We start from the raw sequence: 14543 nt of genomic DNA, 5'->3' as shown, positions 1-14543 counted from the left end.
TTAGTGGTCAAAACATTGATAAACGTGGCTGTACTTAGGGCAAACCCAGTGTACACCCTAAAGCTTAGGATTATCTTAACCCATAAAAAAATACTGACAGCGCTGGCTATCAGTATTTTAGACTAGCGGTGGTTAACCCTGTGTCTGTGTATGTAGCGCTTGGAGCTTATACACATCAAATGGTAGCTGCACTTTATACGCTTGGGTAACTGCTGCCGCGGCATTTAAGGTAGTCACATTAAATACTTTATGCTGTAAGGCTGAGCGGCGAATCGAGAACGAGTCTTCATGCGCTTGTTTGCCTTCAGTGGTATTGACCACAATCGCAATCTCACCGTTTTTGATGGCATCGACGATATGTGGGCGACCCTCGGTAACTTTGTTGATGCGCTCACAGGCGATACCTGCTTCGGTCAAGATTTTTTGGGTGCCTGAGGTTGCCACAAGTTTAAAGCCATAGTCGGCAAATTGTTTTGCCACTGGTACCAGATTGGCTTTGTCGCTTTCACGCACTGATAAGAACACTTTTTTAACTTCATTTCCTACTGGCAAACCGGGCAATCTATCATTACTGCCGATGATGGCTTTATAGTAAGCTTCACCAAAGGTCTGACCCACACCCATGACTTCACCGGTTGATTTCATCTCAGGGCTTAAAATGGGGTCAACGCCTGGGAATTTGGCAAAAGGGAAGACCGCTTCTTTGACCGCAAAAAATGTTGGAATCACCTCAGTGGTAAAGTTTTGTTCCACAAGCGTTGTGCCAGCCATACAACGCGCAGCGACTTGCGCAAGTGAAGTGCCGATGCATTTTGATACGAAAGGCACCGTACGTGAGGCACGCGGATTGACTTCAAGAATATAAACCACACCATCTTTGACCGCGTATTGGACGTTCATCAAGCCCACCACACCGAGCTCTTTTGCCATCGCCACGGTTTGTTCGCGCATCACATCGCAAATCTCTTGGCTAAGTGAATACGGAGGGATTGAACACGCTGAATCGCCTGAATGCACGCCCGCTTGTTCGATGTGCTGCATGATACCGCCAATCACCACATTGGTGCCGTCAGAGATACAATCCACATCCACTTCAATCGCATCATCCAAGAAGCGGTCAAGTAACACAGGGGCTTCATTGGACGCTTGTACGGCTTCACGCAAATAACGACGCAGTTCGTTTTCGTTGTAGACGATTTCCATCGCGCGACCGCCCAACACGTAAGAGGGACGGACAACTAGGGGATAGCCCACTTGCGTCGCTTTGACGATACCGTCTTCGGTACTGGTCGCCAAGGCATTGGGTGGCTGAGTGAAGCCCAATTGCTGAATCATGTGTTGGAAACGTTCACGGTCTTCTGCACGGTCAATCGCATCTGGGCTGGTACCGATGATATGTACGCCAGCAGCTTCCAGTGCGCGCGCTAATTTTAATGGCGTTTGTCCACCGTACTGCACAATCACGCCTTCGGGTTTTTCGATGCGCACGATTTCAAGCACATCTTCTAACGTAATAGGCTCAAAGTACAGACGGTCAGAGGTGTCGTAGTCAGTTGAAACCGTTTCAGGGTTACAGTTGACCATGATGGTCTCATAACCATCTTCACGCATTGCCAAGGCGGCGTGCACACAGCAATAGTCAAATTCAATACCTTGACCAATGCGGTTGGGACCACCACCGATAACCATGATTTTTTTGTTGTCGGTTGGATTGGCTTCACATTCCTCATCATAGCTTGAATACATGTAAGCGGTCGAAGTCGAAAACTCCGCGGCACAGGTATCCACGCGTTTGTACACAGGGTACACGCCCAAATCCCAACGTTTTTTACGCAGTTGTTTTTGTGAAATACCCAAGAGCGTTGCCAAGCGTAAATCTGATAACCCTTTACGTTTGAATTGACGCAAGTTGTCGCTCGTTAGACCGCCAAAGCCAGTTTCTTTCACCAATTTTTCCGTTTTGACGATGTCTTCAATTTGCACTAAAAACCAAGGGTCAATGCGAGTAAACTCAAACACCTCATCTACGCTCATACCAAAACGGAAGGCATCAACAATGTAGAAAATACGGTCAGGTGTAGGAGTTTTTAACTTAACTTTTAAGGTGCTGCGAATGGTATCCTCGTCTTGATTGAAATCAAGATACTCATCAAAACCATTCACCCCAATCTCAAGACCGCGTAACGCTTTTTGCATCGATTCTTGGAAGTTACGACCAATCGCCATCACTTCACCCACCGATTTCATTTGGGTAGATAAGGTGCTGTCAGCTTGGGGGAATTTTTCAAAGTTAAAGCGCGGTACTTTGGTCACCACATAGTCAATGGCAGGCTCAAAGCTGGCTGGGGTCAAGCCGCCGGTAATATCATTGCTAAGTTCATCAAGCGTGTAACCGACCGCAAGTTTTGCTGCGATTTTGGCAATTGGGAACCCCGTGGCTTTAGATGCCAAGGCAGATGAACGGCTGACACGTGGGTTCATCTCGATGACCACCATACGACCTGTTTTTGGGTCAATACCAAATTGTACGTTTGAACCACCGGTCTCGACGCCAATCTCACGCAGCACCGCCAATGACGCATTACGCATGATTTGGTATTCTTTATCCGTCAAAGTCTGAGCAGGTGCCACAGTGATAGAGTCACCTGTATGCACACCCATAGGGTCAAAGTTTTCAATCGAACAGACGATGATACAGTTGTCTTTTTTGTCACGGACAACTTCCATCTCGTACTCTTTCCAACCGATTAGGCTTTCGTCAATCAATAGTTGGTGAGTGGGCGATAAGTCAAAACCGCGCTCACAAATCTCGACAAATTCGTCACGGTTGTAAGCGATACCGCCACCCGAACCCCCCATGGTAAACGACGGGCGAATGATGCAGGGAAAGCCGACTTTGGCTTGAATAGCGAAGGCTTGTTCCATGGTTTCAGCCACTTCGGCGCGCGGGCACTCTAAGCCGATTTTTTTCATCGCTTGGTCAAACAGGTTACGGTCTTCGGCTTTTTCGATGGCGTCTTTGGTCGCCCCAATCAGCTCGCAGCCATATTTTTCCAGTACGCCATGCTTGTCCAAGTCTAACGCACAGTTGAGCGCGGTTTGTCCGCCCATGGTGGGCAAGATGGCATCAGGGCGTTCTTTATCAATGATACGCTCTACCGTTTGCCAGGTGATGGGCTCGATGTAGGTGGCATCTGCCATGACGGGGTCGGTCATGATGGTGGCTGGATTTGAGTTAACCAGAATGACGCGGTAGCCTTCTTCACGTAAGGCTTTACAGGCTTGTGCGCCTGAATAGTCAAATTCACAGGCTTGTCCGATGACGATAGGACCTGCGCCGATGATAAGAATGGATTTGATGTCGGTACGTTTTGGCATAGCTTCTCTCTTACTAACAATTACTTAAAAGGGGGATTTGGCATTAATTTAATAACATTTTCAATTTTGTTAAAATCTTTTTGATTAACATTGACCAATTCTAAATTGCGAATTTTGGCGACAACATAATGAAATACATCAAAGTTCTGTTTATCGAGTCTGATACCTGTGTCTTTCGCTGAAAAATCCTGACTACGGCTAAAGTGAAAAATTCTAGCGGAAGGATTAGCTTCTTTATCAGTGATATTAAACTCAACAAAATCGTCTAAAATTTCTTGGGCTTCATCAATTGAAATACTTTTTACACCTCGTAATACTTCATAACGAATCAAAGGGGTAATGGCAATCGTGGCATTTTGAGCGATTAAGTCATTAAATTTTTGTTTTGCTTCAATATGATTAGGATTATCATCCTTTCCATCAATCACAGCGATTAAAATATTAGCATCCACTAAAACAGATTTTTGATTCATTTTTTCACCTATCTGTTTATCCTATTTATTTAATAGGGCTAATAATTTTTGTTTCGCTTTGGTTTGGTCAATGTGTTCCATGTTTTCACGTTTCAATTGATTTAAATCGACATCAAACGCATCTTGTAATACATTTTCTAGTAACCGAGTATTGGGTGAATTTATTTCTTGACTTCTTACCACACCATCAGCGTCACGTTTTAATAAATACGCTTCACCTTCAGCCAGTTGTGATAATACTAAGGGTGAATGAGTAGCGATATAAAAGGTGGTGTTAGGAAATAAATTTTTCAGCGTTGGCACGATTTTGGTTTGCCATTCGATGTGTAAATGGCTTTCGATTTCATCAATTAATACCACACCTTTGACATTTAACAAATCGGTGGCGTTGGTAAATGCTGAATAAGCGGAAATAATAGATTGAATGATTTTAACGACTGAGATAAAACCAGAGCTTAATTCACTTAACTCTCGTTCTTGTCCTTCAATGGTGAGAAATACATTGCCGTCACCATCGATTTTTAGGGTTTTTTCAATACGATTGTCTAAAATGTTTAAAGCGTTTAAAACAGTGTCAATTTCTATTTTTCTATTATCTTCTTCACGTTGGTAAGGATTTACAGACTGTGCTCTTAAAACAAACCATTCATTTAAGGATTCTGACATTCCTAAATCTTTCATTCCATCAACAGTGTAGAGGCTACTTTCAAATCTTTGCAAATAATCACTTTTTCTTTGGTTAAAATTACCAACTTGCTTATTGTAATAACCCGAATGATGATTAAAAACACCCCGTTGATTTGCACCTAAATAAGCGATAGCAAAAGATTTGCGATCTGGGTTTATTTGTAAAGTATCAGTACTCACGTATTGAGAATCAAATAAAAGATGTATTTTATTTAAAAAATCAATATATTCTCGAAATAATCTTTCAAAAGAGCCATATTTCGGGGTTATATCGAATTCAGAGTTAGTAGCAACTAAACCAATAAATATTGACTCTAACGTTTTAGTTTTTCCCACTCCATTCGACCCAAAAAATACAAACACTCGCTTACTGTCGTCAAGGTTTAACTCAACGTCACCCACACCCCGCAAGTCTTTAATTTTAATTTGGGTCATATAAGTCTCAAATTTTATCTTTAAAAAAGTGCAATTGATGCACTTTAAAATTAACCTTTCGCCTTTGCCATCATATCCGCGAATTTATCAAACAATGGCGCACAGTCATGGGGTCCTGGGCTAGCCTCTGGATGTCCTTGAAAACTAAACGCAGGCTTATTAGTGAGCTCAATGCCTTGATTTGAGCCATCAAATAACGAACGATGCGTCACTTTCACATTGCTAGGAAGCGTACTTTCATCCACCGCAAAACCGTGGTTTTGTGAGGTAATCATCACCGTACCTTGCTCGATATCTTGCACCGGGTGGTTGGCACCATGGTGACCAAATTTCATCTTCAAAGTTTGCGCGCCGCTAGCGAGTGCCAATAGCTGATGACCTAGACAAATACCAAACAGCGGAATATCGGTTTGGGTAATGATGTGTTTGATGGCATCAATGGCATAAGTACAAGGTTCAGGGTCGCCAGGACCATTGGATAAGAAAATACCATCTGGGTTGTGTTTGAGTACCTCGCTGATAGGCGTTTGGGCAGGAACAACGGTGACATGACAGCCGAGGTCAACGAGCATGCGCAAGATGTTGGTTTTGACGCCAAAGTCATACGCCACGATGTTAAATTTTTGCTCGATGTCAGTGCCCAATTCTTTAAAGCGACCACAAGTTGGGCTCACTTCTGGACTCACCAATTGCCATGAGCCTTGCGTCCAGGTAAAACCCGCTTGGTCACAGCAGACTTTCGCCAAATCCATGCCTTTGATACCGGCAAAGCTTTTGGCAAGTTCGATTGCTTTGGCTTCATCGAGCTGACCGTCGCTATCGGCGGTCATGATACAACCGTTTTGTGCGCCTTTTTCACGTAGTAGGCGAGTGAGTTTACGGGTGTCGATATCAGCGATGGCAACGGTGTTATGGTTAATCAGATACCCGCTTAGTGATTGGCTTGAGCGAAAGTTACTGGTCGCCATGGTCAAATCACGGATAATCAGTCCATTTGCCCACACTTTATGGATGCGACCGGACTCTGTGTCTTCATCGTTGGTACCAGTGTTACCGATATGCGGGTAGGTTAACGTGACGATTTGCTGGGCGTAGCTTGGGTCGGTCAAGATTTCTTGATAACCTGTCATCGCTGTATTAAACACGACTTCACCAACGGTATGTCCGCTAGCACCGATGCTGCGACCATAAAAAACCGTACCATCTGCCAATGCCAAAATTGCTTTTGCGTAATTCGTGTTCACCTAGTGCCTCCGCTCGTATCCTGTGTTCTACCTATGTGTGCGACGGTATACGATGCCTAGTCAATGCATATACCGTAAAAAGTATCGCCCACAAAAAAGCGAGAAGACATTGATTTTAAAGAAAATAGCTAACTGGTTTTAATGCGTTACCAGTCTGTGCCATTAACTTTATCATGCCAACTCGCTAAGGTTTGATTTTGCCTATTTTAACAGAACATCACAAAAAAAGGTAGCCAAAATTTTTGTCGAAATCAGTCTAAAAAGTACGTAAACTTGGTTGAAACAAACCGACCACAAACCAAATCGTTTCAACAATCCAAATGATCAGTACATACAAGCGGATTTGCTCGGCGGTCCAATCTAGCGAAAACCAGCCAATTAGCCACCACGATTGCCAACCTTCTAGCCATTTTGCGCCATTTCCCAGCAGCACCCAACCATAAAATATACTGCTAAGCAAAAACAGCAACAACCACTGCAGTACCGACATTTTGCTTATTCCTTTAACATTTGCTTTATGGATTTTACCCAATTGCCGCCACAAAGCGCTTAAGGATTTGTGCTAAACTGGTAAAAAATTCTGATAAGGTGCGCTTTAACCGCCCTTTAAAAAAGAGAACACGCATGAATATTCTTACCCCTCAAACTGTGGTGATTATCGGCGGCGGCAATGTGGGTTTATCCTTCGCTTTACTGCTTGCCGACAAATGCATCTCAAGTACGCTATTAGAAAAAGCCACTTATCCGACCATCAGCCCTGATGATGACTTACACCGCGAGCAATTTGACAGCCGTAACATCGCGCTGTCACGCCGTACGGTACAAATTTATCGTGGTATCACCTTTAATGGCAAAGCGCTATGGGATGATTTGCAAAGCCATGCCTGCCGCATTGATGAAGTTAGTATCAGTGAAGAAGGTAGTTTTGGTAAAGCCACCCTCAACAAAGAAGCCGAAGGGGTAGAAAGTTTTGGACAAGTGATGGAAAACGCTTGGCTTGGCAAAAAATTACTGCTCGCCGTGCAAAACAATCCGCTGATAACTTTGCTAGACGGCGCCACCTTGACCGATATACAACAGACGGCAACCGATGTCACTATTCGCTTTGACCAAGCTCACCAATCTAGCCAAACCTTAACGGCTGATTTATTGGTGGCTTGTGATGGTCAGCACTCGCCAAGCCGTCAACTACTGGGCATTGGCGCAACTGCGCACGATTATCACCAAGTAGGTGTCGTGGGCGTGGTCATGACAGACAAACCGCACCATCATCAAGCGATTGAACGCTTTAATAAAATGGGCGCAGTTGCCGTATTGCCTTTGGTTGATGCGTTTGATATCGGTCAAGCGGATGGACAACAAGCCCAGCAAGGCTACCGCCGCTCTGTGGTGTGGGTGTGCCCAAAAGGCGAAGAACAGCGCTATTTGGATGACGACCAATACTTTCTTGACACCATTCAACAAGCCTTTGGCAGCTTAGCAGGCAGGTTTGTCAAAGCGGGTAAACGCGGCGCGTATCCACTGGTCAAAATATTGGCAGATAGTCAAGTCAAAGGACGCTGCGTCATCATGGGCAATGCCGCCCACACCTTGCACCCTGTGGCAGGACAAGGCTTTAACCTATGTATGCGCGATGCTGATACGCTCGCCAAAATGCTGGCACAGCAAGTGATGCGCGGCGAAGATATCGGCGATAGTAGCATGTTACAAACTTATGCCAAACGCCGTAAAGCCGACCAAAAACGGGTAGAAATTTTCTGCGATACGGTGGTGTATGGCTTTATGCACCAAAATCCCTTGCTCAAAATCGCGCGTAATGTCGGACTCATTGCCTTTGATAAAGTGCCATTTGTGAAGCCAGCTGTGGCTACCTTTGCGATGGGGCTGAAGTCATGAAAAATAATACCCTCATCATCGGCGGCGGCATCGTTGGGACAACCTTAGCACTAAAGCTCGCCCAAGCGCGCCATCCTGTCACCTTAATCGATGCTCGCCCAAAACTTTTAGCAGCCGACTGGGACAACAAACTCACCCAGCGTGATGCTCGTGTCTATGCCCTAAGCGTTGCCAGTATCAACCTACTCAAAGAGGTCGGTGCTTGGCAGCGTATTGAGGCAAGCGGACGCAAAGCCGACTATACCCAAATGCAGGTATGGCAAACCAATGGCGTGGGCGAGCTGAATTTTGGTGATGCTCAAACACCGCAATTATTGGGCAGTATGGTTGAGCCCTTCATCATCGAAAAAGCGCTGTATGACGGTTTTGACGATGAGAGCCTTGTCCATCAGGGTCAATCTTATTTGCGCCATATGGCAGGGCATAAGGTCACTGATATTGCTTGGCAAGGTGAAGATTTGGGGTATCAAGTTAGCTTAGATAATGATACCACGTATCAAGGTAAGCTGTTAATCGGCGCTGACGGGCGCGGCTCTATGGTACGCCAAGCGGCAGGGATTGGGTTAGATACTTTGGTGTACCAGCAAACGGCAATCTGCTGCGCCATCAAAACCGAGCAGCCACACAAGGCGACAGCCAGACAAGTGTTTTTGCCGACAGGGCCTTTGGCACTTTTACCGTTGGCAGATGTGACGGCTGACGATCAGGCGAACCCGCAACATTGGCAATCAGTGGTATGGACATTGCCGACCAATGCGGCACTTGATTTACTCACAATCACGCCAAAAGAGCTTGCTAAAGAACTCGCCTTTGCCAGTGGCTATGCTTTGGGGGATATCACTGAGATTGAATCAATCGCCAGTTTCCCACTGGGTGCCCAACATGCCAAAAATTATGTCAAAGCCAACTTAGCGTTGATTGGCGATGCCGCACATGGGGTGCATCCTTTGGCGGGACAAGGTTTAAACTTGGGTATGCTTGATATCATTGCCTTGAGCGATATTTTACAAAAAGATTATCAGCGTTCAGGCAACAAGCTATGGGCAAGTTTTGCCACCTTACAGCGGTATGAGCGTCAACGCTACGCTAATAACGCGATGATGATGCACAGTTTTTCAGGGATTAATTGGATTTTTGGTACACAGTTGCGTCCGATTCAGCAGCTACGCAGTGAAGGCGTGAGCATGGTTAGCAAAATCACACCCTTGATGAAATTTTTTACCCAAAAAGCCAGTGGCATCTAAAAGTTTTTAACAGCAAAAAAAATCCTCGATAAGTTATCGAGGATTTTTAATGATGAATCAACTGCGAAAGGTGGTTTAATTCGCTGGGCTTGCAATGGTTGTAACGGTTGTGGTACCGGTTGCAGGAATTGCATTGTCATCAACAATGTATGCATCGACACGGCGGCCTTCTTGGTCTTTACCTGCAGCACCTGTCGTGTCTTGTGGTTTGATCAATTCAAGTTGTGATTGTGGCACACCATTAGCTACTAAGAATGATCTAACCGCTTGGGCACGCTCTTTTGCTAATTTTTCATTGGCAGCGGCATTGCCTGTGCTGTCAGTATAACCACTGATCCCGATTTTTTTGCCTTGTTTAGCGGCTTCAAGGATATCATTGGCTTTTTCTTTGGCATTACCAGCAACTTGTGCTTTACCCGTAGCAAAGTAGAAGCTTAGGCGACCATTTTCAAATACTACTGAAGGCTCAGTACTAGAGATAGTAGTTGCCGTTGTTTCAGTGGTGGTCATCGTGGTGCCAGATGCCATTGGCATACTTGCTACCGCCATGTCAGTGGTTGATGCTACAGGCATTGCCATGCTATTTGTTGCACTTGCCGCAGAGACTTCAGTTGTGGTAGTGGTTGTCGTTGTTGAAGCAGTCGTAGAAGCCACAACTGGCGTCGCGACTGGCTCAGTTTTATTACATGATTTTAACAATGCCCAAGCGAGTGCGCCTAAAATCAATAAACCAATGATTGGCAGTAACATTTTCATCAGGCCGCCTTCTTCAGCTTTAGGCGTAGCAACCAGATGCTCCTCTGTACGAGTGGTCGTTTGGACAGTAGGCGTGGTGGCTGCATGCACAGGCGACAAATTCAACATGGTTAAAATGCCCGCTGGGAGAAATGCATATGCCCAAGCAGGAATCACAGAAGCCACAGACGCAATATTGTTTGATAAGAAGGTATTAAGTGGTGTCGTACCTGCTAGTGAGCGTAGTTCACGTAGTACCAACGGCGCGGCACGGCTTACTAACGAAGCAGTCTCTTGCTCTGGTACACTGTAATGACGTGAAAGCTGTTGGACTAGTTCTGTACGATGGGCGGTATCTGGTAGTACGCGGTCAAAAAAGCCATGGTCATCATCAGCGATAGTTGCATTAGCAAAGCTGTTAGAGACGTTACCGTCAGCCAGACGTGCAACTAAAATAGCGTATAATTTTTCTAATAAAGATGAGCGGTTGGCATCCGTTGCATTATTTAAAAGAACGGGCGTTACTGTACGGGTTAAATGTTCAATGATATTCATAATTCGATCCTCAAGAAAATGAAGGGTTATCAACCACCATAAAACCAATGTATTATTGTTATATCCAGCACACTAGCCAATAATTCTATTATATGTTTTCAAAAATTATTATTTATGGTTGTTGGGTTTATTATTGTATTGCTATTTAATTTACGCTTAACAATACTGAGAAAAACTGCCGTAACTCAACAGATTTTGTTAAGTCTTTTGCAGTATTACTCAAATATAGCTAATAAATTAAAGCAAAATCGGCTCGCCTTCAGTTATGTTAAGGTAACTATTGCGTAAATATTGTGTTAAAAACTCAAATCGTCCCCATTTTGGGTAAAGTTGGGTAAAAGTGTGTTGCTAAAATTTGAAGAGTTGGTTATTAGTTTCATGCTACAAGGTGAAAGTAATACTACAAGGCAGATTTATGTATTACCTATCATCAATAAATTCACATTTGGCTTATTGAGATAATCCGCTATCTTTATCATAATTCTACTTATCATTATTTATTGCTATTTTGAGGTGCTATGTCACTTTTTTCTAACCACACTTTATTTATCATTATCATTATCATTACGGTGGTTGTCAGTTTATTAGCTTGGCAATCACCCCAACTGATGCAAAGGTTAATTTTTTATCCGCCTGCGGTGCAGCGTGGACAAGTCGATCGGTTTGTTACCCATGGTTTTATCCATGCCGATGGCATGCACTTATTTTTTAATATGTTTACTTTGTATTCGTTTGGACAAGCGGTACAGGGTTTGTTCATGTCCAAACTCGGCAGTCTAGGGTTTGTGTTGTTTTATTTTGCCGCTTTGGTGGTGGCGATTATGCCAACCTATCTAAAACAAAAGAACAATCCTCGCTATAGCAGCCTAGGCGCATCGGGTGCTGTTTCAGCAGTAATTTTTAGCTATATCTTGATGAATCCTTGGTCGACACTATTGCTGTTTGTGATTCCTGTACCTGCGATTGTGTTCGCGGTGGCGTATGTGGCGTATAGTGTGTGGGCGGATGGGCAAGGTCGCGGCAGTATCAATCATTCGGCACATTTGGTGGGTGGTATTTTTGGTATGTTAGCCACGATTGCCATTGAGCCCGGTATTGTGGCGCATTTTTTTAACCAATTAATGCACCCTAGATTTTTAGGCTTTGGGGGCTAACATTTGGGGGCAAAAAATTGCGTGGCACTTCTCGCTAGTTACAGGTTGTCTAGTTACAAGTTGCCTAGTTAGGTAAAGTCTTAAAAAGCAGTAGAAGGTGAAAAACATGATTTATGATGTGATTGGTGATGTGCATGGTCAGGCAGATAAACTCATTGGGTTACTGACGCAGTTGGGCTATCAACATGATGGTCAGTGTTTTCAAGCACCTCCCAATCACCAAGCGATTTTTATCGGCGACTTGATTGATCGGGGCAGTCAACAGCTGCAAACCTTATCTATCGTATTTGCGATGATTGACCACGGGCAAGCGCTCGCAGTCATGGGCAATCACGAGTATAATGCATTAGCTTACGCCACACCCGATGCCCGCGATGCTAGCCAATATTTACGACAACATGATGATAGACATACCTCGCAGCATCAAGCGTTCCTTGATGAAGTAGGGTTTGGCAGTGAGTTGCATCAGTTTTGGCTCAAGCGATTTTATGAATTGCCACTGTGGCTAGCGTTGGATACTGCGTGTTTTGTGCATGCTTGTTGGGACAGTGATGCGATGGCGATTTTAAAACCGCTGTTAACGACCGACAATCGCTTGACGCCCATTGCGCTACAAAAAACCAGTGAGGAAGGCACGCCGCCTTTTGAGGCACTGGAAAGAGTGCTTAAAGGTGTAGAAGCACCGCTACCCGAGGGCATTCATTTGGTCGATAAAGAAGGTCATCAACGTAAAAATGTACGGGTACAGTGGTGGCAACCGAGTTTGTCGTTTCAGCCGATTCACCAAATCGCGCGCGCCAGTCAAGAGGATTTGATTCATATCCCTAAAGACACGTTGACCGCTGAGATTGCGTTTGGGCTTGACCATGACAAACCTATTTTTGTCGGGCATTATTGGCTCAATGGCACGCCTGAACTGCTTAGCCATCAAGTGGTTTGTGTGGATTATTCTGCTGCCAAAGATGGGTTTTTGACGGCTTATCAATTTGACACCGATCATCCGGCTTTGACCTCAGCGAATTTTATTCAATATCAGCATTAACCCCAGACTAAACGGTCAACTGGGTGTAATATAAATTAAAATATTTGTTTAAAGCTTACGGCTAAAAATGATAGCCAGTGAGCAAAAAATTAAGATGAGTTAGGTATGATTCGACGTCCGATTGAGCCGCTAAAGATGCTATTTGTGCTGCAAGGCTCGTACTTTAAACGGCTAATTGTGCCACAAGTTTTGTTGTTTATTTTCTCCTTTCTTATTTATTTTTATCAAACCCATATCGCCACTGAGCCTGTACCGCTCAATCCTTCGGTGTTTGCGATACTCGGTATCTCACTTGCGATTTTCCACGGGTTTTGTAATAACGCAGCGTATGACAGGTTTTGGGAAGGGCGTAAACTATGGGGCACGCTGGTTTGGCTAAGCCGCAATATCGCCCGCCAAGTGCTGACACTGCCCAATGTCAGTATGGCGGAAAAACAAGCCTTTATCCGTCATCAAATCGCTTTTGTGCACAGTCTTCGCCAACAGCTGCGGGGTGAGGATAATACAGCAAACCTGCAGCGGCTATTAACGGTTGAAGAACAGCAAGCCGTGGTTGGGCAAAACTTTATTGCGTTACGCTTGACCCAAATCATGGGGCAGATGCTCGCCAACTGGCAAGCCGAGCAAAAAATCGATGTTTGGCAGTGGCAAAGCTTGGATAACTCCTTGGGTGAAATTGCCCATATCCAAGCGGGCTGTGAACGCATTAATAACACACCGATTCCCTATGCCTATTTTGTGCTGCTGCATCGCACTGTGTATCTGTATTGCTTTATGCTGCCGTTTGGACTGGGCAATGCGATTGGCTGGGTAACGCCATTTGTAGTCAGTTTTGTTGGCTACACCTTTATGGCGCTCAATGAAATCGTCGATGAAATCAGCGAGCCGTTTGGTACGGGGGAAAACGAATTGCCGCTAGGGATGATGTGCGATACGATTGAGACGCAGCTAGCCATGCTTAGTCATCAACAATTTGCCCCTGAGCAAAAGCCGCGAGTACCCGCCAATGTGGTGATATAGTTGCCTCATAGATTTTGATTTTCAAGGGTAAAAAATCATGCTATATTAAGTTTTAACCGTGCATTTCATGCACGTTTTTTTATTTTAAGTCCGTCAATTTTTTGGCAAAAGGAATTTTCCATGTCAGCAAGCCAGCCAAACACCCAGACACACCAGCTACCACCACCCATCCCATCGCCACAAGGTCAAGCCAAAGTCGGTATCATTATGGGTAGTCAATCTGACTGGGAAACCATGCAAAACGCCGCACAAGTGCTAGCGGATTTTGGGGTGCCATTTGAGTGTGAAGTGGTATCGGCACATCGCACCCCTGATAGATTGTTTTACTATGCCAAAACTGCCAAAGCTCGCGGACTGTCTGTGATTATCGCAGGGGCGGGCGGCGCGGCGCATCTGCCAGGGATGTGTGCGTCTCAGACGGATTTGCCTGTGCTTGGTGTACCTGTCAAATCCTCCATCCTAAGTGGTTGGGATAGTTTGCTATCCATCGTGCAAATGCCCAAAGGGGTGGCGGTGGGTACGCTTGCCATCGGGGCAGCGGGTGCGGCAAATGCAGGGCTGCTGGCAGCGCAAATTTTGGCGATTGGTGATAGCACGCTTGCGCAAAAAATCAGTGATTTTCGCGCCAAACAAACCCAAACAATTTTGGATAATCCGACACCAGGCGTGATGTGATAATG

Annotated in this window: 12 protein-coding genes; 6 read left to right on the top strand and 6 right to left on the bottom strand. The window is 44.9% G+C overall.

Annotation, left to right across the window (positions count from 1 at the left end; translation table 11 throughout):
* Positions 1 to 132: 132 nt before the first annotated feature.
* From carB to RT143_RS00370, 5 genes are all read right to left on the bottom strand, one after another.
* Complete coding sequence (carB, locus tag RT143_RS00390) at positions 133 to 3378, bottom strand: carbamoyl-phosphate synthase large subunit (RefSeq protein WP_313090326.1); 3246 nt, start codon at positions 3376 to 3378, stop codon at positions 133 to 135.
* Between the two features lie 20 nt (positions 3379 to 3398).
* On the bottom strand, positions 3399 to 3851 hold the full coding sequence (locus tag RT143_RS00385; protein ID WP_051499975.1) for a PIN domain-containing protein: 453 nt from the start codon (positions 3849 to 3851) through the stop codon (positions 3399 to 3401).
* 21 nt (positions 3852 to 3872) lie between these two features.
* On the bottom strand, positions 3873 to 4973 hold the full coding sequence (locus RT143_RS00380; RefSeq protein ID WP_313090324.1) for an AAA family ATPase: 1101 nt from the start codon (positions 4971 to 4973) through the stop codon (positions 3873 to 3875).
* Between the two features lie 50 nt (positions 4974 to 5023).
* Complete coding sequence (gene carA / locus RT143_RS00375) at positions 5024 to 6217, bottom strand: glutamine-hydrolyzing carbamoyl-phosphate synthase small subunit (protein WP_313090321.1); 1194 nt, start codon at positions 6215 to 6217, stop codon at positions 5024 to 5026.
* Positions 6218 to 6473: 256 nt separating this feature from the next.
* Complete coding sequence (locus tag RT143_RS00370) at positions 6474 to 6707, bottom strand: hypothetical protein (protein WP_128680964.1); 234 nt, start codon at positions 6705 to 6707, stop codon at positions 6474 to 6476.
* Positions 6708 to 6841: 134 nt separating this feature from the next.
* Here RT143_RS00370 and RT143_RS00365 point away from each other — a divergent pair, with 134 nt between their 5' ends.
* Positions 6842 to 8113, top strand: coding sequence for an FAD-dependent monooxygenase (locus RT143_RS00365; RefSeq protein WP_313090319.1), 1272 nt, complete (start codon positions 6842 to 6844; stop codon positions 8111 to 8113).
* Positions 8110 to 9357, top strand: a complete 1248-nt coding sequence (locus tag RT143_RS00360; protein ID WP_313090316.1) for an FAD-dependent monooxygenase — start codon at positions 8110 to 8112, stop codon at positions 9355 to 9357. The genes RT143_RS00365 and RT143_RS00360 overlap by 4 nt, the downstream gene beginning before the upstream one ends.
* Positions 9358 to 9432: 75 nt before the next feature.
* On the opposite strand, the gene RT143_RS00355 is transcribed toward RT143_RS00360, so the two are convergent.
* On the bottom strand, positions 9433 to 10647 hold the full coding sequence (locus RT143_RS00355) for an OmpA family protein (RefSeq protein WP_313090314.1): 1215 nt from the start codon (positions 10645 to 10647) through the stop codon (positions 9433 to 9435).
* Between the two features lie 518 nt (positions 10648 to 11165).
* Between RT143_RS00355 and RT143_RS00350 the strand changes: the two genes are divergently transcribed.
* The 4 genes from RT143_RS00350 (at position 11166) to purE (ending at position 14538) form a co-directional block, all read left to right on the top strand.
* Positions 11166 to 11801, top strand: coding sequence for a rhomboid family intramembrane serine protease (locus RT143_RS00350; protein WP_313090311.1), 636 nt, complete (start codon positions 11166 to 11168; stop codon positions 11799 to 11801).
* Positions 11802 to 11907: 106 nt separating this feature from the next.
* A complete protein-coding gene (locus tag RT143_RS00345; protein ID WP_313090310.1) occupies positions 11908 to 12843 on the top strand; it encodes a metallophosphoesterase in 936 nt (311 codons plus the stop codon).
* A gap of 105 nt (positions 12844 to 12948) precedes the next feature.
* Positions 12949 to 13863 carry a bestrophin family protein gene (locus tag RT143_RS00340; RefSeq protein ID WP_313090308.1) on the top strand — a complete coding sequence of 305 codons (915 nt, stop codon included), beginning with the start codon at positions 12949 to 12951 and terminating at the stop codon, positions 13861 to 13863.
* Between the two features lie 120 nt (positions 13864 to 13983).
* The gene (purE, locus tag RT143_RS00335) at positions 13984 to 14538 is read left to right on the top strand and encodes a 5-(carboxyamino)imidazole ribonucleotide mutase (protein ID WP_313090306.1); all 555 of its coding nucleotides are present in this window, start codon (positions 13984 to 13986) and stop codon (positions 14536 to 14538) included.
* The last annotated feature ends 5 nt before the right edge of the window (positions 14539 to 14543 follow it).

Source organism: Moraxella sp. CTOTU48268 (genome assembly GCF_032069585.1).
GTDB classification, from domain to species: Bacteria; Pseudomonadota; Gammaproteobacteria; order Pseudomonadales; family Moraxellaceae; genus Faucicola; species Faucicola cinerea.
The sequence above is the reverse complement of the archived record's forward strand: the minus strand, read 5'-3'. Positions and strand labels throughout refer to the sequence as shown.